Origin of the sequence: Emticicia sp. BO119, from assembly GCF_013912375.1 — a bacterium.
Lineage (GTDB): Bacteria > Bacteroidota > Bacteroidia > Cytophagales > Spirosomataceae > Emticicia.
In genome coordinates, this window is record NZ_JACETV010000011.1 from 107,550 (window position 1) to 132,876 (window position 25,327).

Annotated in this window: 13 protein-coding genes; 5 read left to right on the forward strand and 8 right to left on the reverse strand. The window is 38.2% G+C overall.

What is annotated here, in order from left to right; translation table 11 throughout:
* Nucleotides 1-39 precede the first annotated feature (39 nt).
* Nucleotides 40-867: an SDR family NAD(P)-dependent oxidoreductase gene (locus tag H1R81_RS25150; RefSeq protein WP_181843516.1), complete on the forward strand. Its 828-nt coding sequence runs from the start codon at nt 40-42 to the stop codon at nt 865-867.
* Nucleotides 868-874: 7 nt separating this feature from the next.
* Here the strand turns inward: H1R81_RS25150 and H1R81_RS25155 are convergent, their stop codons facing one another.
* Complete coding sequence (locus H1R81_RS25155; protein WP_181843517.1) at nt 875-2,929, reverse strand: tetratricopeptide repeat protein; 2,055 nt, start codon at nt 2,927-2,929, stop codon at nt 875-877.
* Between the two features lie 285 nt (nt 2,930-3,214).
* Here H1R81_RS25155 and H1R81_RS25160 point away from each other — a divergent pair, with 285 nt between their 5' ends.
* From H1R81_RS25160 to panB, 4 genes are all read left to right on the forward strand, one after another.
* Complete coding sequence (locus H1R81_RS25160; protein ID WP_181843518.1) at nt 3,215-4,939, forward strand: tetratricopeptide repeat protein; 1,725 nt, start codon at nt 3,215-3,217, stop codon at nt 4,937-4,939.
* A 109-nt stretch (nt 4,940-5,048) separates the two neighbouring features.
* Entirely contained in the window at nt 5,049-5,885 is an 837-nt protein-coding gene (locus H1R81_RS25165; RefSeq protein ID WP_181843519.1) for a DUF4292 domain-containing protein, read from the forward strand.
* 130 nt (nt 5,886-6,015) lie between these two features.
* Complete coding sequence (locus H1R81_RS25170; RefSeq protein ID WP_181843520.1) at nt 6,016-7,188, forward strand: murein hydrolase activator EnvC; 1,173 nt, start codon at nt 6,016-6,018, stop codon at nt 7,186-7,188.
* A 208-nt stretch (nt 7,189-7,396) separates the two neighbouring features.
* Nucleotides 7,397-8,212 (forward strand): 3-methyl-2-oxobutanoate hydroxymethyltransferase, encoded by an 816-nt coding sequence (panB, locus tag H1R81_RS25175; RefSeq protein ID WP_181843521.1) that lies wholly within the window; start codon nt 7,397-7,399, stop codon nt 8,210-8,212.
* A gap of 134 nt (nt 8,213-8,346) precedes the next feature.
* Here the strand turns inward: panB and H1R81_RS25180 are convergent, their stop codons facing one another.
* From H1R81_RS25180 to H1R81_RS25210, 7 genes are all read right to left on the reverse strand, one after another.
* Nucleotides 8,347-9,852, reverse strand: coding sequence for a lipopolysaccharide biosynthesis protein (locus tag H1R81_RS25180; RefSeq protein WP_181843522.1), 1,506 nt, complete (start codon nt 9,850-9,852; stop codon nt 8,347-8,349).
* Between the two features lie 28 nt (nt 9,853-9,880).
* Entirely contained in the window at nt 9,881-13,189 is a 3,309-nt protein-coding gene (locus tag H1R81_RS25185) for a VCBS repeat-containing protein (RefSeq protein WP_181843523.1), read from the reverse strand.
* 50 nt (nt 13,190-13,239) lie between these two features.
* Entirely contained in the window at nt 13,240-14,307 is a 1,068-nt protein-coding gene (locus tag H1R81_RS25190) for a DUF4249 domain-containing protein (RefSeq protein WP_181843524.1), read from the reverse strand.
* Nucleotides 14,307-16,832, reverse strand: coding sequence for a TonB-dependent receptor (locus tag H1R81_RS25195; RefSeq protein WP_181843525.1), 2,526 nt, complete (start codon nt 16,830-16,832; stop codon nt 14,307-14,309). Before H1R81_RS25195 ends, H1R81_RS25190 begins: the two co-directional genes overlap by 1 nt.
* Nucleotides 16,833-17,079: 247 nt before the next feature.
* Complete coding sequence (locus H1R81_RS25200) at nt 17,080-20,409, reverse strand: VCBS repeat-containing protein (protein ID WP_181843526.1); 3,330 nt, start codon at nt 20,407-20,409, stop codon at nt 17,080-17,082.
* Entirely contained in the window at nt 20,406-23,753 is a 3,348-nt protein-coding gene (locus H1R81_RS25205; RefSeq protein WP_181843527.1) for a VCBS repeat-containing protein, read from the reverse strand. Before H1R81_RS25205 ends, H1R81_RS25200 begins: the two co-directional genes overlap by 4 nt.
* 92 nt (nt 23,754-23,845) lie before the next feature.
* Nucleotides 23,846-25,327, reverse strand: coding sequence for a RagB/SusD family nutrient uptake outer membrane protein (locus tag H1R81_RS25210; protein WP_181843528.1), 1,482 nt, complete (start codon nt 25,325-25,327; stop codon nt 23,846-23,848).

A 25,327-nucleotide genomic window follows, 5' to 3' on the forward strand; every position in this document is an offset into this window, starting at 1 on the left:
CAGATAAAGAGCAGTGCACACTTACTATAAATAAAATACATGAAAACAATAAGTATTATAGGCTGTGGCTGGTTAGGATTACCTTTAGGGAAATATCTTTCTGAAAAAGATTATCTGGTAAAAGGGAGCACTACTCATAGCGAAAAGCTGGAGATTTTACAGGAAAACGGTATTGAACCCTTCTTACTTAAACTTAATCCACAATTGGAATGTGAATATGTGGATAACTTTCTGGATAGCGATATTTTGCTCATCAATATTCCACCGAAAATAAGTTTACAGAAGACTGATGCCCATATAGAACAGATTGCTAATCTGTTGACGGCTGTGGAAAACTCCCCTGTCAAAAATATTATTTATGTCAGTTCTACCTCTGTTTATCCTGAACTTAATCGGGAAGTAATAGAAGAAGATGTATTAACACCAGAAAGATCAGCCAGCCCTACAATGGTAAAAGCTGAAAATCTGCTCAAAAGTTTTTCTGCTAATGTAACTATTTTAAGGTCAGCAGGGTTAATGGGTTATGACCGTATCCCGGCTAAGTATTTTGCAGGTTGGAAAGGCTTAACTACCGGAGATATTCCGGTTAATTATATCCATAGAGATGATATAATCAGGATTATTGAAACGGTTATCGAAAAGGGTATCTGGGGTGAGACCTTTAATGTTGTTTCTCCGATACACCCCATAAGAAAAGAAGTATATGCCCGAAACTGTGAAGAAACAGGCTTTGAAATGCCTGAATTTGTGGAATCTCCTACGCCACAGCCCTATAAAATTATCAGCCCTGATAAATGGTTAAAAAAATCGGAGTATCATTTTATATTTAGTAATCCTTTGGATTATTTCTATCAACTTCCTGAATAATCAGACATTAATAGTTAGTTATACCATTATTTTTTAAAATATTCCTGGCGTTTACATTCCCTTTTTTTGCTGATTTGATATACCATTGCTTGGCTGTTTCGACATCATTTCTATTGGCGTAGTTGATACCAATATTGTATTCAAAATCACCTGTTGAATCTCTAACCGTTGCCTTTCTCCAGTATTCTACCGCATTGTCATCCTGTTTCAAATCTACGTAAGTTACCCCAAGATTTTTGTAGGCAGGACCGTATTGCGGTGCCTTCTCTATTAATGCCTTTAGTTCTTTAATCTCCTGCTCGTAATTTCCCTGTCTCCGATACGAAAAAGCATGGTTCAGATAGGCATCCCAATAATCAGGTTTTAAAGATATGGATTTTTGAAAAATCTTTCGAGCTTCTTCAAAATCTTCGCTTCCCATGAGTGATAATCCATAAGATGTCCAGTATTCTGCATTATCTGGTTCGTTTTCAAGCGTGATTTTGTAATAATAATTGGCATTCTTATAATCGCCCATACGGTAATATACAGTCGCAAAAAGCCAGTTGGTACGGTTAGATTTAGGCAAATACTGAGATGCTTTCTGAAAGTACTTCAGGGCAGTTGCATTATCTCCTTCATCTAAAAACATAGAACCGATGGTACGGCATACGTCTGCATTTTTAAATCCACCGTTATCAGCCCGCATCAGGTATTGTTTGGCTGTCGGAAAATCTTTATTGTCTAAATAATACCAACCAAGATTGCTCAGAATCATAGCATCGTTCGGGAACGCCTTATCAGCTTCTTTAAAAAGCAGTAATTCATTTTTCCATTTCTTTGCCTGTACGAAAGTCATTCCACATAGAACCAATGCCACAACCATAAATCCTGCCAGAATACCTTTAGCATTTGCATAGAAATTGTTCATTAATAACCCTATCAGAAACAATGGCCCGATGGAGGATAAATAATAATATCGGTCGGCAACCAAAGCACTACCAACGGGTAATATCTGCAAAACTGTAGAAATAGCAATCAGGAAAAAAGCACCTGCCCACCAGATGCGCTTATCTTTCCGTCCCAACCATATAAGTACACCTACTAATAGTAATGTGCCTAAGAGTGCCAGAGAATAAATAGCAGGAATACTACCGGAAATCTTATTCGGATAAGGATAGAACGGATAAAGATTATAGGGCAGAAGGGTTTTTACCCAATAAAAACAAAAAGCGTAGGCGGTTAGTAAAACTCTTTCTCCTGCGCTGTAAGCATTACTAATAACACTTGAGGCGTCGGCACCTGCATCTTTTTGGGCATGAGTGGCCAGATAAGCAAATATCAGTGTAACTAAGAAATATGGAATTTTATTAATCAGTACTTTAAAATGCAAAGGCTTCTTTAAAAAGCAATAATCAGTAATTATCAGAATTGCAGGTAAAACTACGGCCATACCCTTCGACATACATGATGCAATAAACAGGAGAATTGAAACGCCGTAATATACTTTATTGCTGGTTTCATCAAAATGGATGTAATACCAGAATGAAAGCAGCAAAAACAAGGTATAGAGTACGTCTTTTCGTTCTGCTGCCCAGGCTACTGATTCAACATGCAATGGGTGGATAGCAAATAAAACAGCTGTAACAAATGAAACGAGAACATTACTGTTGAGCTTCTGGATAAGTCTGAAAACCAGCCAACTATTCAGAGTATGGAGAATCAGGTTATCTAAATGATATAACCATGTCTGTTCCTTTACTAAAGCATATTCAATAGCCAAACTTAACACGGTAAGCGGGTGATAGTTTCCAACGACGTATTCAGAGAAAATACCTTTAATATCAAAGGATTTTACCAATTCGTTGATGGTAATATAGGGTTTATCGTCCCATACGAAATTATTCTGCCAGACAGGAATATAGCTAACAAACACCATAACACTCAGAATAGCAGGAATCCATTTTTCATCAATCGAAAAAGGAGTACCTGTTTTATGGGGTTCTGTTGCTTTTGAGGGTGCAGAGACCTGCACGGCCTCTCTTTTAATACCTTGTTTAGGTTGAGACTTATGTTTTGCCATTTGTTGGGTTGATCGGGTACACAAAAATATTTCAATTATCCTGCCAAAGCAATAATTCATAGTTTTATGTCGCTTATTTTCCATTCATAAGCTTATTCTTGTGAAAGTCTTACAAAATACTTAGATTGCCTAAGAACCAGAAACATCTTACCAGCACCAGTAGTTATCCTTTTGTTATTTCCAAATAATTTAAAGAACTTTGATGGCTTTTTGGCAAGAATGTTGCCGATTATCAAGCAATATTTAGGGTGTTCGGGCGTTAAAATACCTAACAAGTTTTGATGAATGAAAGTAGCAAAAATCATATTATGGGCATTTCTCTGTCTTCCGGTTATAGGGTTAGCACAGAAAAATAAAAAAGCCAGTGATGGTGGTATTTCGGAAAAGGATCTACAAGCCGAAGCAGTTTTTACTGACGGTATGAAGTACTTTATTGCCGAAACCTATGATAAAGCCATTACGCACTTCAAGAAGGCGGCTGAAATGAATCCTGCCAGTTCAGGTGCCAATTTTATGATTGCCAAATCATTTTTGGCTTCCGGCGATATTGCCAATGCTACGGTCTATAGCGAAAAAGCTGCAAAACTGGATGAAGATAATAAATTCTACAGAAAATTTTTAGGAGAGTTGTACGTCAAACAAAAGCGCTATAAGGAAGCTGCTCAGATTTATGAGAAATTAGCTGATAAATATCCGACAGATGTTGATAATTACCTTGATTTATCGAATGCCTACATTATGCAGGAAAAATATTCTGACGCAGTAGAGGTGTATAACAAGATAGAGAAAACGATTGGTATGAGTGAGGAAATTACGCATCAGAAACAATTGATTTATCTCAAACAAAACAAACTTGAAAAGGCAATAGAAGAGGGAGATAAACTGATTGCATCAGAACCTACAGAACCTGAATATGTAGTGCAACAAGCTCAGATTCTGATTTCAAATGAGCGTTATGATCAGGCTTTAAAAATGTTGGAGAGTTCGTTGAAACGTAATCCTGATTTTGCAGAAGCACATGTGCTTTTGGCAGAAATTTATCGTAAGAAAGGAGACCTGGATAAATGTAGCCAGGAGCTACAAGTGGCTTTTGCAAACAAAAATCTTTCGTCAGAAGTAAAATTCAAGATTCTATCGAGTTATATGCTGATGATGAAAGATGACAAGGGCGATAAAACCCTTGATAATTTAATTGGTTTGACAAGAGAATTAATCAATCAAGCTCCATCAGAAGCAAGAGCCTATGTGGTATTAGGGGATTTGCTGATGAAAAAGGGTGATATGACAGGCGCACGCGACAGTTACGTTAAATCAACGCAATTTGATAAATCGGTTTTTGAAGTATGGTTAGCCATTGTTGAAATAGATGCTAAACTCAACAATAATGATAGCCTGGCAAAGCATTCGGAAGAAGCCATTGAGTATTTCCCGAATCAGGCATTTTTCTGGTATCATAACGGTGTAGCTAATTTTGCCAAAAAAGATTTCGAGAAAGCTATTTCTTCATTAGAAGAAGCAAGAAACTTAGCTTTAGATAATAAAGAGCTAATAAAGTTTGTAAATGGCCTATTAGGGGATGCTTACAACGAAGTAAAGCAATACGCTAAGTCTGACGATGCTTATGAAGCAGTTTTGAAAGTTGACCCTGACGATGAACATGTGTTGAATAACTATGCTTATTATCTGTCTTTAAGAAAGGATAAACTGAATCGTGCAGTGCAACTTTCTGGTAAGTTGGCAGAAAAATATGGTAATAATGCTACTTTTTTAGACACCCATGCCTGGGTACTTTATACCATGAAAGATTATCAGAAATCACGTGAGTTTTTAGAACGTGCTATTAAACAAAATACTGGTGTGAGTGGCACAATAGTAGAACATTACGGAGATGTGTTGTATCAGTTAGGCGAAAAAGACAAGGCCATTGATCAATGGAAAAAAGCCCGTCAGATGGGCGAAAACAGTATCAATATAGATAAGAAAATACAATCTGGCCAGTTAATCGAATAAACTTCAACCTACAAAAACCTGTTGATACATTTGCCCATATAAGAACTTTTATTCTGATAATTTTTGTGGAATAAAAGATTCTGAGCAAATTTTTAAAACTCACACAAATATGTCAAGCCGTTATATCTTTCTGACTTTTTCTTGCCTGATAGTTTTATTCACAACCTCTTGCAAGCGTCAGAGAATTCATAAAACTGAAATTAAAGATTCTACCAGCGTAGCGATAAGCCCAACGGATATATCTGTTAAAACGGATAGTATATCTGCTGCCAATACTTCTGCGATCACTAAGGTTGATGTAGCTCCTGCTGAAATTGATTTTAAATTCTTAAAGCTACGTTCAAAAATAGACTATTCATCAGGTAGCGAAAGTCAATCTTTTCCGGTTACGGTTCATATTGAAAAAGACAATAAGATCTGGTTATCAATTTCAGTAGGATTAGAAGCAGCGAGAGGGTTGATTACCCAAGATTCTATTATTTTTTTAGACAGACTTCATCGTACTTATTACAAGTATGATTTTGTTACATTAAGCCGACAATTTAACTTTAATCTTAGTTATGATCTTGTGCAATCTATCTTGATTGGTAATATGCCAGTAAAAAAACGTGAGGAAGATGAAATTACAAAGCAGGATGGAAGTTTTGTGATCAGGCAGAAAGAGAATGCCATACAGATTGAAAACATTATTATGGAGCCAAACTTAAAGCTACAAAAACTACTGGCTGCAGATACAAGTGGCGGCAGTAAAATGCAGATTGATTACAGTAATTTTCTGGCGGTAAATAATTTTCTATTTCCACAGGCCATTATAGCTAAGATTGATGCACCAAAAGATGATAAAACTAATCAGACTTTAATAAATTTGCAGCATAATAGAATTGAGTTTTTAGAAGAGAGTCCCGGATTCTCATTCAGTATTCCTAAAGGGTATTCGCCTAAATAGATAGGCTGATCCTGAACCAAATCAGATGTTTTTAAAAAGTATAACATATTTTTTTTTCACCTGCTTTTTTATCTGCTTACTGACTAATCAACAAGCGTTTGCCCAGCGTACCCGAAAAAGCCGGGCGCAATTGGAAAATGAGAAGAAAAGAAATCTGGAGAAAATTGCTGAAACGAAAAAGGCTTTAGAAAGTGCCACGGCAAAAAAAGAGGTAACAGTAGGCAATATAAGAGCCATTAAAGAGCAAATCTCATCAAGAGAAGAACAAATCGGCTTAATTGAGCAAGATATGGAACTGATTGATGTAGAAATGCAGGATATTATCGGAGCCAAGGAAAATCTCGAAAGCAAATTGCTTCAACTGCAGCAAGAATATGCCGCCATGCTCTATTCTGCGTCAAAATACAGCGGTAAATTAAATAAACTGAGTTTTCTGTTTTCTTCTTCTTCTTTTAATGAATTACTGATGCGATATAAGTATCTGCAACAATATACTGAAAACCGAAAAGCGCAGGTAGTACAAATGAAAAAAGTGGCGGCGTTGTTGCGTGAAAGACAAACTAATTTAGAGGGAAAACGTTCTGACAAAAAGCGGTTAATTACCGCTAAGGTAGTAGAAGCTAAAAACCTTGAACAGCTCAAAACCAAACAGACCGAAATGGTTGGAGAACTGTCGAAAAAGGAGAAAGATTTAAGGAAAGAGATTGAAGCAACCAAACGCTCGGTTACAAAATTAGATAATCTGATCGCCAATATTGTAGCACGGGAAATTGCTAAAAAGAATAAGGAGAGAGAATTGAAGCAGGATAAAGAAGCTAAATTGGCCAAGACAAATCCTACCAGAAAAAAGAACAAGCCTATTATGGATTTAGATGCAGAAGAAACTAACCTGGGGCGTTCGTTTGGTGCATCGCGTGCGCGTTTACCCTGGCCTGTGCAAAGAGGTTTTATTTCTGACCGTTTTGGTGTTAAAGAGCACCCTGTTTTGCATGGGGTTTTAATTAATAATAATGGTATAGATATACAGGCACCTTCAAATGCCACTGTAAGGGCAGTATATAATGGGGTTGTAAAAGATATAACGGAGATTCCTGGTTTGGGAAAAGTTGTGACAGTACAACATGGAGATTATTTTACAGTTTATGCCAACCTTAATCAGGTGTTCACTTCAGTAGGACAAAAAATCAGTGCCAAAGAAACGATAGGTACAGCAGGGATATCGGGTGGAGCTACTGAAATCAATTTTCAGATATGGCACAATACAGAAAGGCTTAACCCTGAAAGTTGGCTGGTGCCGAGGTAAAAATTATTTTATAGAGTTTAAGATAATCGATTGTCAGCGAATGAAACGTTCTGCTATGGCGGTCGTTGGTTAATAGAACAAAATATACATTTAATTTTAGGTTCAGAGTGAAGTCAGGCACTATACATTAACTACATTTGTTAGTAAATACGGCAAAACTATTCTTGTTGGCCATTTTAAAATTAATTACTCATTCACTAATTCTTCTATGTCTACTCACTCGGAAATCAAACGCATTACTACCCATACTTTACAGGAACTAAAACGCAAAGGTGAGAAAATAGCCTGTCTTACTTCTTATGATTATTCAATGGCTAAAATTGTTGATGGAGCAGGAGTAGAATTAATTCTGGTAGGTGATTCGGCATCGAATGTGATGGCTGGTCATGAAACTACTTTACCTATTACAGTTGATAATATGATTTATCATGCTCAGGCAGTTGTAAAGGCTGTGAGCAGAGCCTTAGTAGTGGTAGATTTACCCTTTGGTTCTTATCAGGGGAACTCAGAAGAGGCACTTCGTTCAGCCATCAGAATCATGAAAGAGTCAGGCGGACACGCCGTAAAATTAGAGGGGGGTATAGAGGTAAAAGAATCTATTGTTCGTATTCTGAGTGCGGGGATTCCTGTAATGGGACACCTGGGGCTCACCCCACAATCTATCTATAAATTTGGCACTTATGCAGTGAGAGCTAAAGAAGAAGAAGAAGCCGAACAACTGATAGCCAATGCCAAAATGCTTGATGAAGTAGGCTGCTTTGGAGTGGTATTAGAAAAGATTCCAGCTGATCTGGCTAAGAAGGTTACTGAAAGTGTAAGTATTCCAACGATAGGTATAGGAGCAGGCCCGCATTGCGACGGACAGATTCTGGTAGTGCATGATATGCTGGGTATTAACAAAGAGTTCTCTCCGCGTTTTCTACGCAGATATGCAGACTTGCATTCGATTATGACAGATGCTGTAAGGAATTATACCAAAGACGTGAAGTCGTCTGATTTTCCGAATGAGAAGGAATCTTATTGATATTTTTTTACATAAAATATAGTGGTTGTTACTTCGAACCGATATTAGCGAGTTACACTATAAAGTGTAAATTTTGTTGAGAAGATAAGTGTGCCGCGGTCAAGTGTTGGCGAGTAGAAACGCAGCACGCCTGATTAAATACGGAAGTATTTACTTAGTCCTAAACTCTTGCGTTCTGCAAAGACAATAATAAATAAAAACAGTAAACTCAGCAGCAGGTGAAAAGGGATTGAGTAGTAGGGGCTTTCTATTTTGATTTGCCATGAGGCAAAAATCAGCATCCCCGCGCCTATGAGATAGATAACAATACTGTTTATTTGATATGGAATAGGGTAGTATTTCTGACCCAACCAGTAGCATAACGCCATCATTACAAAAGAGGAGATGGCAAAGGCTAAGGCACAACCTACGTAACCCATCTGAGGTATCAGGATAAGGTTTAAGACAACCGAAATAAACATACCTACGAAGGTAAGAATAGTACCGAAGTGAGTTCTGTCGCTTAATTTAAACCAAATGGACATATTCTGGTAGATACCAATAAATAAATTTGCTAATAAAAGAATAGGCACTACTTCGAGACCGAAGCGGTAACTTTTGCCTAAGATCAGGCTAATCAAATCTATATTTAAGCTCACACTTACCCATATCAGTACACAGGCAATAGTAAACCATTTTGTAGCCAGGGCTATCATGCCCGGTGAATTTTTGTCTTCTGCTTTTGAGAAGAAAAACGGATCAGCGGCATATCGATAGGCTTGTACGACTAAAAGCATAAAAATGGATAACTTATAGACGTTGGCATAGATACTAAAGGCATCGTCGGTAGATAGGCCATTGTAGAAGCCATCGGGTAAGATTTCCCGAAACATGATGCGGTCGGCTACCTGATTAACTGCCCCTGCCAGACCCATAATCAGAAGGGGATATGCATAGGTAAAAACAGGTCTGAATTTCTTGAAATCAAAAGCGAATCGGAAACCGACAAATTCTCTCCAAAGCAACAAGAGTGTGGCCAAACTGGCAATGAAATTTGCCCAGACTATATAATCAGGCCCAATTTTAGGATTGTAAAAATAGTCGGCAAATGGTTTCCAATCAGGTAAAAAGACGCCATCATGAATATATTTGCAGAACATCAGATAGAAGATATTCAGGCCTATATTAATGAAAATATTAGCCAGGCGGATTGCCACAAATTTTTTAGCCCTGTTTTCTGCCCTTAGTTTTACAAAAGCAATAGCAGATACAGCATCAGCAGCCAGAATAATAGAAAACCATACTACCAGTCTTTCTTTGCCCGGAAAACCCATCAGATTGATGATAGGTGTAGCAGCAAAATAGATAATGCCTGAAAAAATTACACTTGTAAGGATAATGTAAGAGAGAATGAGGTTGTAGTATTCCTGTCGGTTTTCTTTCTTGCTTGCGTACCTGAAAAAGGCTGTTTCCATACCATAGGTATAGACGATATTTAGCAGAATAACATAAATATATAACTGGTTATTATCTGCAAGCAAGCGTTGTTGATGAAAAACCCGGGTATGAACTGCTACTAAAAGCCAATTCAAGAATCTGCCAACAATACTACTGATACCATACAGGGCTGTATCGCTCGCTAATTTTTTTACTACGCTCATGTGTTAATTTCAGGGGATGAGGTATGCCTCAGAATCCAATTACTTGAACCTTATCGTTATTTTTTGCCAAAATTAGTATATTTTTCTTAGCTCCCTTTATTAATTTCATCCGGCGTACCTGTCCGTTGCTGAAAAATCCCGTATCTTTTGATTTCAGTACCTCAAATTGTCCTTGTCCTTTGCCGTGCAAAACCAGACCATGATTACTATCATATCGACCAATTTCGGGTAATACATCAAAGAAATTGCCTGTAAGAATAATATCGAGGTTATTATCATGGTCATAATCGCAGGTTTCTATGCCATATACCGGAGAGAACTGCACCTCTATAGGCAGAGGTACTATGTTAAAGTTGCCTTTGCCATCATTAATAAAGAAAGAGGTTTGTGGATTCACTACCGTTTTTTCAATCATACCTTCTTTTTGCACACTGGTAAATATTTCATCAACTGATTTGTTAGCGTAGTCTTTATGATAGACGAAACGTTCTTTTATAGATGGAATAACTCTTTGCAGATCAGGTTTTTGCATTAATGGTACTAACTTTCCATTGTTATAGACACAAATCAATTGCTCTACCAGACCGTTTTTATCAAAATCATTTACACAAAGCATAGCGGGGTGTTCTCTGGAGGCTGTTAGTTTAGAGTTAAAACCTAAATTACCCACAATCAGGTCATCGTCTCCGTCATTATCAATATCTGCTACTTTTATGGTATTCCACCAACCTGCTGAATCGGGGATAGGTGTTGCAACAGGAGAGATTCTCCCTTTCTGATTTTTAAGAATGGTTACAGGCATCCAGTCGCCTGCTAATACTAAATCCTGCCAGCCATCTTTATCAAGATCGGTCCAAGCAGCATCGGTTATCATTCCGAGTTCGCCTAAACTTTCGGCTATGAACTTACCTTTTCCATCATTTCTTAAAATATAACTTTCAGGGCTTTTACCATATTGAGCACTTACCATACGAGAACCAACGAAAAGGTCTTCATCGCCATCTTTGTCAAAATCTGCTGCTATTACACATGAATTATTTTCAAAAAATGCAGATAGTGAGCCTAATGAGAAGTTACCCTTACCATCATTAATATATAAATAATCGGTAATGAGCGGGTTATTTTTAAGAAATTCATTACCACCAGTAGCTACATATAAATCAAGGTCTTTGTCGCCATCGGCATCAAAAAAAGTGGCTGCTACTTCGTCTGCATGTGCATTGGTAACAAAAACGCTTTGTCTTGAGGCCTGGAAATTCCCTGAATGAGTCTGAAGGAAAAGTTGTCCAACAGAGTTAAAGGCTGCCCCTAAGTACACATCATCCAGTCCGTCACCGTTTACATCACCTGCTGCCAGGGCAGGTCCTTGCCGTGAAAACATTTGTTTGAGGGTGGCATCTCTGTTATAGTCAACAAACTCGTTTTCGATATGAGTGTAATTCAAACCTGATTGTGAAGTTATATCAGTAAAATATTTAGAGTTAGCCAATGGTCTGTAGCTATAAAGCTGATCAGCATTTTTTTGTTCTAACACCAGATCTGTATCAGCTTTGGGGTTTTTGATGGTTTGTTTTTTATCATTCTGCCAGATAACAGTTAGTGAATCAATAACCGGATTTTTATCCAAACCAAAAACCAGAATATGATCACTTGATGACTGAAAACCGTGATTAGGCATCGATTGAAGATATTGAATCCTGCCTTGTTGATACAAAAATACCTTTGCTCCGATACCAAAGGCATTTTTGTCTGCACCTTTTAAATTAACTCTTAAAAAATGTTTTTTCAGTTTTTCGGAAGAATTATTGCGATAGACTGACAAAGGCATATTATTGTTATTGATAATCAGGTCAAGGTCTCCGTCGTTGTCTAAATCTCCATAGGCTGCACCATTAGAGAACCCAGGTTCTCCTAAGCCCCAGTCAATAGCTTTATTTTCAAATTTCAGATTCCCCTGGTTCTGAAAGGCATAATTCGGAAGAGGTTGAGAAGGCATTTTCTCAACCATTTTATTAATGTTGAGCCTGCCATTCTGATCGAGCATTTGTGGAACCGTGTTTTTATCAGCTAAGAAACTAATAAAATCCTGGTCAGTGAGATCATGGATAATGCCATTAGCTACAAAGATGTCTTTCTTGCCATCATTATCCATATCAAAAATTAATGCTCCCCAGCTCCAGTCAGTAGAATAAACCCCTGAAAGAGCAGCTATTTCACTAAAAACGGGAATACCGTCATGGTTATCACCATTGTTGAGCTGGAGGGTATTTCGGGTATATTGATGATAGAAATCTCGTTGAACTTTAATTTGCTCTAATTCGTATGTTTCAAAGCTTGAAGTAGTTTTAAGACGATAATCATCGTTAGGTAGCATATCAGTAACAAAAATATCGGCCTGCCCGTCATTATTAATATCACCAATGTCGGCACCCATCGAGTTGAGACTCGTGTGCCCCATTGATTCTTCTACCACTTCTTTGAATGTGCCGTTTTTCTGATTGATATAAAGGTAATCTCGTTCGTAGAAATCATTTGATATATAAATATCTAACCAGTTATCGTTGTTCACATCACCTACTGTAATACCTAAGCCAAACCCAATGAGGCTACCATAAATACCTGCCTGCTGGCTTACATCAGTAAATTTATTATTATCGTTTCTGAGTAATTTATGTCCGCCGAATGGGTCTCTCTGATTACGTAAATTCTGATATTGTAGTTTGTTGACCTGTATAAAGCTATTATTAAGCAGATACATATCAAGGTCGCCGTCACGGTCGTAATCAAAAAAAGCAGCGTGAGTAGAATATCCTCCGTCAAACAGCCCATACTCTACTGCCATTTCCTTGAACGATGGAATGCCATTTTGTCCTATACCCTGATTAATAAACAACTCATTGCCACGGGTATCATTCCGAAGTTCACCCGAATTACAGACATAAATATCCAGCAACCCATCGCCATTGACATCGGCAAAAGTTACGCCGGTGCTCCATGCTTTAGTGCCGCTTACGCCAGCCTGTTTGGTGATATCTTCAAACTGAAAAGAGTCCCCCTCTTTTTTACCTTTATTGAGATATAGTTTATTCTCGCCCTGATTGGCTGTAAGGTAAATATCGGCAAAACCATCATTGTTTACATCGCCTATAGCTACTCCAGCACCATTATAGAAGTTACGATAGTTGATGATATTCATTTCTGGAGTATCTTCAATCCTATTCAAGAAATCAATACCCGTTTGAGAAGTATCCAGTGATTCGAATAAATAATTCTGCGAACTTTCTTTGCAAGAAAGCAGTGTAGTCAGAAACAAGCAATAAAACAGCGATTTTGTCATCAGAAAAAATATAAGCCTGTAAAAATAACAATAGAAATCGGATTTTATTGCTACTGTAATAAAGGTGGTAGATTACGGCCAATATTATACTCAACAAATCCGGCGGTTTGGCAATCCCATAGTTTTAGTTTTGAAAAGCGATAGTCAAATATACCGATATCTGCAACCATTTTATTATAAGCGTCTGTCGGAATATTAGTAAACCGGTCGATAACCAGACGTTGCTTATCTACCCCCCCAACTACAAATATACCTAATACTTCCTGACGAGGGTCTGATATACATTTCAGATTGCCTACAATTTGTGCAGGAATTTTATCAAAGATGCCTCCACCTACGCTTCTCTGGTCTTCGAGTCTTTGCCAATAGTTATAGATGTTTTTAGAAACCGAATAAATGTCTAATTGAATAACCCAGTCGGTATAATCTTTGTAACCGACACTATTTATTGGTATCGGGATGTTTCGGCCGTTTACCAGAAAATCTTTTAACAAAACAGGTTGACTATTAAAAGGAGCTTGCCAGCATTTAGAATAACACACCGGAACAGGTGCAGGTGGTGGCGGCGGTTCGGGACAAGTAGTAATAAACTGAATAAAGTCCTGACGTTTGATAAAATAATAATCTTCAGTTTCGGCCGGATCTTTTAACTCTGCCCTTACATTAAATTTCATGTTGAGCGCTTTTTCTGCATTTACAAACGTGTAATCAAATCTGTTGAGAGTTGCCGGAGATTTTAATTCAGCTAAATCGGACTCTATGACTTTGCCATCGGCAGTATTTATTTTTAACTGGTATTTCTGCCCGGTTATGCCTTTAAACAATGGAGAGGTTTCATAATAACCTTCTTGTATTTCAACCATTTCAAACACATTATCTGAGCCGTCGATAATCGTTACCTGTGCCTTTGTTATGGGTTTTCCGATATATTCTGAGGCGTTGTAAGGGTCATAGGCTGTTGCCTTATTTAACCTTACATGATATGGACCCGAAAGGTTATTAACTTCTCCATATACTACAATAGCATTCGTCTGATTACTTACTTCAAAATCGGTTAATTCTGTTTCGCAGGAAGTAAGCCAGCCTATCAGGAATAAAAATAGATATATTTTTTTCATCAGAATCTGAAATTGTAAGTGAGTGATGGAATAGCAGCTCCTAAAACTGAGAGTTTATAGGTTTTAGCCTGTGTACGCAAACCAGTAGCTGATTTGAAGTAGATAGAATAGGCATTCTGTCGTGCCAGAATATTATAAATTGAAAAATTCCAGCTGCCCTGCCATTTCTTCTGTTCTTTGGCATCAAGAGTAATGCCTAAATCCAGGCGCATATAGTCAGGAATCCGTTCTGCATTTCTTAATGTAAAACTTGGGGTAGAATATCCATCTAATAGCTGGTTTATAGTGGCAGGTTGCAGAAATTCATAAACAGTGCCATTGTAAACATAAGTGCCTTTATCGAAACCATTTCTGGGGTTTAGTCCGGCTTTTACCATATAATCATATACATCACTGAAAGCTGTTATTTTATACCTACCGTTCGGGTAGGTAATAGGACGCCCGGTATTATAGGTGAAATTAGCATTGAATGTCATTCGTTTTGTCCATCGGTTATTCAATACTAATTTGAAGTTGTGGGGAGAGTCAAAATTGGTAGGAAATCTCAGGCCGAAATTGGCAGATATCTGATTTTCTGTAGCCGGAATCTGACGGAAAGTACGCGAGTAGGTATAAGAAAACCAGCCTGTCAGTTTTTTGCCACGTGCTTTTTTTAGAAAAAATTCTGCTCCATAAGCAAAGCCTTTTCCTACCAATAGTTGGGTTTCGATAGTAGGATTCAGATATAATGCAGCACCATCAATATAATCGACAACATTTTTAAGGTCTTTGTAGTAAACCTCTAAAGAGGTTTCATATACATTGGTTTCCTGGCCTATGAAGTTCTTGAAAAACCCTATCGAATACTGATCGGCTATTTGTTGAGGTATCTGCGGATTACTGTTTTTCCAGAGGTCGGCAGGTGAAATAGCCATTGTATTAGAAATCAGGTGCATAAATTGCTGCATACGGTTATATCCCAGTTTAATAGAAAAATTGGTATCTACTTTAAAAGCCAGAGAGACACGTGGCTCAAAGCCGCCATACGACTGAATGACCGAGCCATTACGGTAATTAAGTGTATCAACAATAGTATCTATTTCACGAGGTTTGCCGGACTGATAATCGTAGAAATTGCCGGGACCGATTAATTGATAATAGGCGTATCGTAACCCATAATCTAAACTAATGGTTTTTCCAAGACTGATACTATGCCCGATATAAGCAGCCATTTCTCTTGAGTGTTCAATAGGCATGGCAAAGTTATTAATAATAGATTCTGACGTAGTTGGTGTAAGGCTTCCAGCATCGTTTTTATACTGGCTAAGTTCCAAACCAAAATCTAATCTACTTTTATTGGATAGCTCGTAGCTTAAATCTTCTCGGATAGATTTCTGAATAATAGAAGGTTGCCATTTATATTGATAAGGTGCGCTTAAACCCTTAATACCATACTGGTATCTGCTAAGAAAGGCGGTGAAATTATGTGCCAGTTTGCCATTAATTAAAGCATTGTGTTTCAGGGCTATATTACTGGTATTCCAGAAATACATGGTGTCTTGCGCCAACTTGAAGGCATCATTGCTGGAATAAGCTGACAGAGAGATACGCTGATTCTGACCGAATTTATGTGTAACTTTTATGTTGAAATCATAGAAGTTAGCCTTGCTTTGTTTGAGTGCTTCGTTAGGGAAATAACGTAGATAAAAATCAGATAAAGAACCTCTTGCACCGGCAATGACAGATGTTTTACCTTTCCACAATGGACCTTCTACCAAGAGCCTGCTGGAAATAGGACCGATTCCGCCCTGCAAACTCCATTTGTCGAAATTTCCTTCTCTTAGTCGAACATCTAAAACAGATGAGGCCCGGCCACCATACATGGAGGGGATACCACCCTTGAACAAACTTATATCTTGCACCATATCGGCGTTGAAGGCTGTGAAAAAACCGAATAGATGAGAGGTATTAAATAGCGGAACGCCATCGAGCAAGACAAGATTCTGGTCAACATTTCCCCCTCTTACGTTAAAGCCTGAAGCTCCTTCACCAACGGTTGAAACGCCGGGCAAAAGCATAATACTTCTGATAACATCAGCCTCGCCCATCAGATTGGGGAGTTTCTTAAGTGTTTTACCTGAGAGTTTTTCAACCCCCATAAGAGTTCGGTTGACATTTGCATCAGATTTTTCGGCTGTAATGACAACTTCATCTAACAACTTTTCGAGTTTTTCCAGGCTTACTTCAATATTTACATTCTGGTCTAAAACTATTCTATCTGTCTTTATTTTGTAACCGAGCATCCGAATGGTTATCTGATAAGTTTTTGGCGGCAGGTATAAGCCAAAGTAGCCAGAAGAGTCGGTCTGAACACCGATAGTCATACCTGAAAAAAGTATGCTGGCGTTTTCAAGTGGCAGATTCGTACCTGCTTCTTTTACAGTTCCTGCAAAAAGAAAGGTTTTCTTTTGTGCAAAAGCACCTTTATGGATATTTAGTAGCAGGAGTAATAGTAGTGTAAATAAAAGATAGCATTTTTTATTCATTCATTCCAAGGTTAAGGGTGTTGGGATAAAAGCAGAAACGTGACAGTTTTAACTGACCTTCTTGTTTGAATAAATAACAGGGAGTTTGTTTTAAGATGTGACGAACTTTATAACCATTTGGTTGGATTAAAAAATTCACTAATCCTGATGAGCCAAGGGTCTATCAGAGTTAGATTTTGATATAGAATTTAGTGGGATTGGTAAGCCAACCCCACCTGATTTTAAGAGCCAGATATTTAAAAACAATTTATTTCAATTTCTTAAATATCTGCATTTTTTCGTTATTTCTTAGCACGAAATACAATTGTCCTTTTGGGGTATTAATTACCTTTATATCACGTACATCGCCCTCTTGCAAAAAGCCTGTATCGGTTGGTACCAATGCTTTGAAATCTCCTTTGCCATTGCCTTTGAGTATTAACCCGTAAGAGGCATCATAACGTGCCTGATACATATTAGCCCCATAGAAGTTGCCACCTATAAGTATATCTAAATTACCGTCGCCGTCTATATCTTCTGTGCGTAGTGTCATGATTTTTGATACCTGTGCAAGAATTGGTAGGTGCTTTAATCTGAAGGTTTTATTTCCTAAGTTTTCTATGTAAACCGATTCAAAGGTATTGACTATTTTTTCTTCAGCATCATCTAATTCTTTTGAATTAAATACCTGTTCAATGGTTTTGCCTGAGAAGTCTTTATAATCAATATATTTTTTGTTAATTATACCCGGAATCTGTTTTCCCAATTCGTCTTTCCCATTCACTGGATACCATTTATCACCTCTGCTATAAGCTAAAATATGGTCTATAGCATCATTCTTGTCGAAATCTTTGGTAAACATTTTCAATTGTCCTCCTGTATGCTTTCTGAACTTTGTGTTGGTGCCCAAGTTACCTATCACGAAATCAATATCACCGTCGTTATCAAAATCTCCGGAAGTAATACTACTCCAGAATCCGGTGAATTTACCCAAATGATTATCTATCAGTTTGAATTTCCCCTGGTTGTTTTCAAAAGTTTTAACTGGCATCCAATCACCTACTACAGTGAGGTCAAGGTCACCATCTTTGTCAATGTCTGTCCAGACTGCATCAGTAACCATACCTGCCTGACGGAGTTCGGGGGCAATATTTTGAGTTGCATCACTGAACTTTCCTCTGCCATTATTTAACAGTAAGTAAGAGTTAGGCGATTTACCATATTGGTAACTGACCACACGCCCACCTACAAACAAATCAAGGTCACCATCTTTATCAAAATCGCAGGCACGTACACATGACTTATTGTCGAACATCTGTGGCAAAGCATCCACAGATTTAGTAAAATTGCCTTTGCCGTCGTTCAGATATAGTCGGTCGAATTGTTCAACCATTTTATCATAAAATTCATTTCCTCCGCTTACGACGTACAAATCTAAATCTTTGTCGCCATCGGCATCAAAGAATAATGCGTCTACATCTTCTAATAAAGAATCTGGTGCAAAAGCAGTTTGTTCACTTTTAGTAAAGCCGTTTGCTTTTTGCATGTATAGCTCTCCTGTCTGATATTTAGCCCCTCCCACATAAAAATCTTCGAGTCCATCACCATTTACATCGCCAACAGCCATTTTTGGCCCCTCTGTAGATACTTTAAAAGGAATCAGTAATTCACGGGTGAAATCAAAATAGACATTTTCTTTATGAATAAACGGGATATTTCCGGCAGTCGTAATATTTTCAAATAATGGTTTTTGCGACATTTCGAACGGATAAGTACTTCCATCTGCCTTAGCACGAGTCTGGTCTAATGTAATTGTTTTATTGATGGCAGGATTGGTAATTACTTCCATTTTCCGATCTTCCCATATCACAATCAATGAATCTATTTCAGGAATTTTTCCAATGCCGAAAATTAGAGATGGCTCAACTGAGCTCATAAAACCACGGGTGGGTATGAGTTGCAGGAGTTGCTCGCCCTCACTTGTTTTTAAGATTACTTTAGCACCTATTCCATACGTATTTTTATTATTACCTTTTAGTTTTATTTTAATGTAGTTATTACCTATTGTCTCTCTGCTTTGATTGATATAAATTCCGGCGGCATCGTTGAGATTGTTTGTAATCAAATCCAGGTCTCCGTCATTATCTAAATCTGCATAGGCACTGCCATTAGAAACATTTGCTTCTTCAAATCCCCAATCAATGGATTTATCCTGAAATTGTAATCCTTTTGTGCCTCTGTACAGGTAATTGTGCCACTTACCGCTCGGCATTTTATCAATAGCCTGCTGGTCGAGCTCATGAGAGGTTGGAAGATTATAATGGAGAGAGTCGCTGGCAATGAATTTCAGATAATCCAGATCATTAGGTCTTCTGAGAATACCATTGGTAATAAAAATATCCTTAATTCCATCACCGTCATAATCAGCCATCAGCGGACTCCAACTCCAATCAGTGGCGGCTACACCAGACATGGGAGCAACATCACTGAAACGCTTACCACTCATGCTTAATTGCAGACAATTACGGCTATATTGATTAAAGTAACCGAATTGTAGTTTATACAGATAAATATCTAATGGGTCTTCGCCTACTGATGATTTTTCTACTTTTTCATCTTCCGGATACATATCTAAGGTCATGATATCCTGAAAACCGTCATTATTAATGTCGGCTACATCAGAACCCATTGAAAAACGGCTCAGGTGTGTGAAGTGTTCTTTTACAGCTTCTTTAAATGTACCGTTTTTCTGGTTGATATAGTAGTAATCGTCTTCATGGAAATCGTTGCTTACATAAATATCTAACCAGCCATCGTTGTCAATGTCAGCCACTGATAAACCTAATCCATAACCCATTGCTGCCTGATAGATTCCCGCTTCTTTGCTTACATCGGTAAACTTGCCGTTATCGTTACGATAGAGGTAATCTCCTGCCTCGTTGTCTTTTAGCATACGTGTATTGACACGGTCATACGAGCGGGTGTTATGCACGGCATGGTTGAGCAGGTAACAGTCAAGGTCTCCGTCTTTATCATAATCGAAGAAAGCGGCCTGAGTAGAAAAGCCTGTGAAGTCCAGTCCATATTCGCTGGCTTTTTCTGTGAAAGTAAGGTCTCCGTTATTAATATATAGCTCATTAGAGCCTTCTAAGCCTTTATAGTTGGCAACCGCACATACATAAATATCTAACAGCCCATCTCCATTGACATCGGCCATTGTTACACCTGTTTTCCAGTCAGAAAAACCCCCGATTCCGGCTTTTTCTGAAATATCCTCAAATTCAACCGGGCTGTCTTTGGTTTTACCTTTATTTATGTAGAGTTTATTTTTGCCCTGGTTCGATACAAAAAAGAGGTCAGTCAGGCCGTCGTTATTAATATCACCTGCTGCTACACCACCACCATTGTAGAAATACAAATAATCTAAAATATTGAAATCTTTGGTTTCGGTGATGTTGTTAGCAAAATCGACTTTACTTTGACTCGGTGATAGTTTGTTGAAGAGCCTTATGTCTTCGTTTTCCTTCGATTTCGTGCAAGCACTAAAAATTACGACTGGTAGACTGACTATACTTATAAACTTGACTATTGACTTCATTTTTTCTGTTTTTTAAAACTGAATACCTGCGCTTTATCATTATTCTTTGCCAATACAAGCATTTCTTCAGTTATATCAGGGTTGTGTACCATTGTTTTTACTTTATACATTTTTCGTACCTGACCCAGGGTTTTGAATCCTGAATTATCAGGTGTGATGGATTTAAACGTTCCTTTACCTTTTCCTTCCAGTAAGAGTCCGTAATTGGCATCAAAACGCCCCCACTCAGGTAGCACATCAAAGAAGTTTCCTGCTAAAATAATATCCAATATACCATCATTATTGAAATCGCCTGTTTCTATGGCATAAACAGGTGACAATTGTGCTTGCATTGGCAAGGCTTGTAACGAGAAATTACCCTTGCCGTCGTTGATCAGAAATGAGGTCTGAGTATTAGTGATTTTTTTACGTATTCCATCTTTCATCTGTTCGGCAGTAAAAATCTGATCGATTGATTTATTGGCATAATCGGTATATTTGATGAATTTCTTTTTAATCATTGGCAATGCTCTTTGCAACTCACCTTTCAGAACCATCGGGTAAGTGGTGCCATCTTCCGTTACACATGAAATAATCTGCTCGATCGTGCCATTTCTATCAAAATCATTGACATCTAAGTAGGCAGGATATTCTATTGAGGCCTTTAGTTTGGCATTTTCGCCCAAATTGCCTGCTATGAAATCTATATCTCCATCACCATCAATGTCGGCTGGTTTCAGGCAGTTCCATATACCCTCTGAATCTTTGATGGTTTCTTTCAGGGTTAAGGTACGGCCTCTATCATTTTTAAAGATTGCAATGCCACCCCAGTCTTGCGTAACAACCAGATCAATGAAACCATCTTTATCAATATCTACCCATTCAGCATCTGTTACCATACCTAATTCATTGATTTGAGGCATATAACGTTTCGATTGATTTTTAAACCCTCCGGTGCCATCGTTTATATAAAGATTGCTGGCTGGGCTCAAACCATATTTGCCCGGAATCATACGTGAACCAACAAACAAGTCCAGGTCTCCGTCTTTATCAAAATCGTCGGCGGCGACACAAGAACCGTTTTCATTAATAGGGGGGAAGCGCAGGTCTCTTTTAAAATTACCTTTACCATCATTCAGGTAGAGTAAATCGTGGAGTTCTGGTGAGTTTATTTCAAACTCATTGCTACCTGTTACCACAAACAGATCGAGTGCGCCATCTTTATTGGCATCAAAGAATAAAGCATCGACGTTTTCGGTGGTTCCATCAAAAGCAAAATCCGGTTGATTGGATTCCAGAAACTGGCCATTTTTTTGTTGAATGTATAGTTTTTTGGGTTGTCCTGTGGCACCACCAAAGTATAAATCGTCTAAACCGTCGCCATTTACATCGCCTACCGCAAAAGCGGGACCTTGAGTAGAATATTTCTGTTTAAGCAAGACATCACGGTCATAATCCACAAAATTGCTTTCCTGGTGGGTATAATTGAGGGTATTGCTGGTGATATCTTTAAATAGAAATTGTTTTACAGGTTGGGTACTATGAAACACCTGATTGGCATTTTTGTAATTTAAGGTAAGGCTTATATCTATTTTGGGCTTTTTGATAACTTCCATTTTATCATCAGGCCAAACAATTTTCAGAGAGTCGATATCAGGGTTATTTCCTAAACCAAATATTATCTGGTGGTCGCTTGATGACTGGAAACCTCTGTTAGGCATTTGTTGCAAAACTTTTTTGTCACCTTGTTGGTAGACAGTCAGCGTAGCCCCGATACCATTCAGATTTTTGGCAGTGCCTTTCAGATGAATGCGCAAAAAGTGATTTTTGTTTACCTCATTTGTTTTGTTTTTATAGACCGACAGAGGAGCATTTACATTGTTTACGACCAGATCTAAATCTCCATCATTATCTAAATCTCCGTAAGCAGCTCCATTTGAGAACCCGGGTCCTTCTAAACCCCATGCTTTAGTGGTGTTGGTAAACTGTACATTGCCATTGTTTTTATAAGCATAGTTGGGAACAGGAACGGAGGAGATTTTATCTGTAAACTCTTTATAATCGAATTTCTTTCCTTCCAGCATCTGTTGCATAGTGTTACGATCGCCTAAAAACTCTACGAAATCCTGGTCGGTGAGGTCTTTGGCAATGCCATTTGCCACGAATATATCTTTTAGTCCATCATTATCCATATCAAAAATCAAGGCTCCCCAACTCCAGTCGGTGGCGTGTACGCCCGAAAACTCACCTATTTCGCTGAATGTGCCATCACCATTATTCAGATGCAACATATTGCGCATATACTGATGCCAGAAACCACGTTTCTGTTTCATTTCCGACAGATTATAGCTTTCAAAAACACTGGTAGTTTTTAAGCGTCTGTCGTCGGCAGGCAACATATCTGTTACGAAAATATCCAGGTTGCCATCGTTATTTATATCGGCAATATCAGCCCCCATAGAACTAAGGCTGATGTGCGCCATTTGATTTTCTAAATCTTCTTTGAATGTACCGTCTTTCTGATTGATATAGAGGTAATCACGCTCGTAGAAATCATTAGAAATGTAAATATCCAACCAATTATCATTATTTACATCTCCAATGGTGATACCTAATCCAAAACCAATCAGACTTCCATAAATACCTGCCTTCTCACTTACATCAGTAAATTTCAGACTCCCCTGCTCACTGTCGTTTCTGAATAATTTATGCCCGCCTAATTTATCACGCTCATTGCGGAGGTTCATGTAGCCTAACCTGTCAATCGGAGTGAAGCTATTGTTGAGCAGGTACATATCTAAATCGCCATCACGGTCATAATCAAAAAAAGCAGCGTGTGTAGAGAACCCTCCATCTTCCAGACCTACTTCTTTGGCCATTTCCTTAAATGTCGGAATGCCGTTCTGTCCGACACCCTGATTCATATATAACTGATTACCACGTTGATCCTGGCTACCCGAATTACACACATATATATCTAATAGGCCATCGCCGTTGACATCGGCAAATGTAACGCCAGTTGACCAGAATTTTTTACCTGTAATACCAGCCTTTATTGATACATCGTCAAACTGGAATGATTTACCATTTTTTACTCCCTTATTGAGATAAAGTTTATTGTCTTCAAAGTTTGAAGTAACAAAAATATCCGAGAACCCGTCGTTATTTACATCACCGATCGCTACCCCTCCGCCGTTGTAGAAATTCCGGTAATTGAAAATATTAAATTCTTTTTTTTCTAAGCTCCTGTTTACAAAATCGATTCCTGTTTCAGTGGCCGGGAGGGACTCAAACAGTGTATCTTCTTTCTTGCTACAAGAGAAGAGGAAAAAAGAACAAAGGATAATTAAAAGTATTTTTTTCATTGGTATAGGTTAAATGCCGGTTACTTGGCCTACCGACTGTAAAATAAAAAGGCAGACCACACCTGATCTGCCTTTTTGAAACTCATATAGTATTAGTACCCAGGATTTTGTTTCAATAATGGGTTTGCATCAATACGAGGTTGAGGAATTGGGAATAATTCTCTATTTTTATCCAGATTCTTCATGAATTTCCTTTCCTTCGTGAAAGTACCAAAACGAATCATATCATTACGTCTCCAGCCTTCCCATGCAAATTCACGACCTCTTTCTGCTAAGATGTCAGCATCCGTTAAAGTAGCAAGAGGAGCGATACCAGATCTTGTTCTGATGGTATTTACACCATCTAAAGCTTCTGCATTTTTACCTAATCTGAAAGCGGCTTCTGCTTTTACAAGGATAGCGTCCGCCAAACGGAACACTACTAAGTCGTTGCTTTGGTCGCCGTTAGGGTTATTTCTCTGTATCTCATATTTTTGAGAACGAGCACCTGCTACCTGGAACTCAGGATCAGCATCGGTCATCTGGTCTTTGTTGAAATCTGTAATGAATGCCAAAGGTTGTTCTTTTGCATCTTTTAAAGGAGTACCATCTGCTGCATATTGTTGGCCTGTCAACCACATTTTGATACGGGCATCTTTAGAATCAAAAGAGTTATAGAATTCTGCCAGTGTACAGAAACCATTCCAAGGCGCATTACCTAAGTTGTAAGTACGTTGGTTAGCATAGTGTAATGTTCTCATCTGGAAGTTCATACCACCTGCTTTGAAGTTGTCATAAGGTACAGCCCAGATATTTTCTGCTGAACCCTGGTTCTGAACTACAAAGTTGTCAAGGGTATTAGCTGATAAACTATAACCGTTAGCTGAATTGATAACTTTATTAATAGTATCATAAGCCTTTTGCCATTCAGGAGCACCTTTGTACACACCTGCATTCAGATATAATTTTGCTAAAAGCATATTAGCTACATCCTGATTCATACGGCTATATACCTTTCCTGCGTTCAGGTTTGGAATGACAGCGTTTAATTCAGACTCGATAAATGCGTATACTTCTGCACGTGTTTTTGTTCCTGCGTTTGAAGCAGCATCAGTTACGATAGGTACATTTCCAAATAAATCAATGGCCATGAAGTAATAAAAAGCACGGATAGCACGAAGTTCATCAACCGCTTTCTGATTACTTTTTACTACAACCATTAATTGGTTTACTTGTGATATATTACCGAAGATAAAACCCCAAACTCCATTAATTGGGCCATGTTGAGAAGTCCAGGTATGGCGAGAATACGCTAACCAGTCGCCGTTATCGTACCAGTCACCACCACGAGTAGGAACAATCAACTCATCAGTTGTAGCTTCACTTGGGTTAAACCAGTTGTCAGTCATTCCTCTTAAACCACCATAGGCGGGTCCTAATACTGCAGCAATCTGGTCGTCAGTTTTAGGGAAATTACCATCATCAAGGATAGAGCTGTAAACAGGCTCTGTTAGGTCAGTACATGACTGCAAGCTGATTAGACCTAAGCTAAGGGCTGATACAGAAAGTACTTTTATAAGATTTTTTCTTTTCAT

Excerpts from the sequence above, each read along its gene's own strand:
- H1R81_RS25150 (WP_181843516.1), top strand. The coding sequence starts at position 40 with ATGAAAACAATAAGTATTATAGGCTGTGGCTGGTTAGGATTACCTTTA.
- H1R81_RS25155 (WP_181843517.1), bottom strand. The coding sequence starts at position 2,929 with ATGGCAAAACATAAGTCTCAACCTAAACAAGGTATTAAAAGAGAGGCC.
- H1R81_RS25160 (WP_181843518.1), top strand. The coding sequence starts at position 3,215 with ATGAAAGTAGCAAAAATCATATTATGGGCATTTCTCTGTCTTCCGGTT.
- H1R81_RS25165 (WP_181843519.1), top strand. The coding sequence starts at position 5,049 with ATGTCAAGCCGTTATATCTTTCTGACTTTTTCTTGCCTGATAGTTTTA.
- panB (WP_181843521.1), top strand. The coding sequence starts at position 7,397 with ATGTCTACTCACTCGGAAATCAAACGCATTACTACCCATACTTTACAG.
- H1R81_RS25180 (WP_181843522.1), bottom strand. The coding sequence starts at position 9,852 with ATGAGCGTAGTAAAAAAATTAGCGAGCGATACAGCCCTGTATGGTATC.
- H1R81_RS25185 (WP_181843523.1), bottom strand. The coding sequence starts at position 13,189 with ATGACAAAATCGCTGTTTTATTGCTTGTTTCTGACTACACTGCTTTCT.
- H1R81_RS25190 (WP_181843524.1), bottom strand. The coding sequence starts at position 14,307 with ATGAAAAAAATATATCTATTTTTATTCCTGATAGGCTGGCTTACTTCC.
- H1R81_RS25195 (WP_181843525.1), bottom strand. The coding sequence starts at position 16,832 with ATGAATAAAAAATGCTATCTTTTATTTACACTACTATTACTCCTGCTA.
- H1R81_RS25200 (WP_181843526.1), bottom strand. The coding sequence starts at position 20,409 with ATGAAGTCAATAGTCAAGTTTATAAGTATAGTCAGTCTACCAGTCGTA.
- H1R81_RS25205 (WP_181843527.1), bottom strand. The coding sequence starts at position 23,753 with ATGAAAAAAATACTTTTAATTATCCTTTGTTCTTTTTTCCTCTTCTCT.
- H1R81_RS25210 (WP_181843528.1), bottom strand. The coding sequence starts at position 25,327 with ATGAAAAGAAAAAATCTTATAAAAGTACTTTCTGTATCAGCCCTTAGC.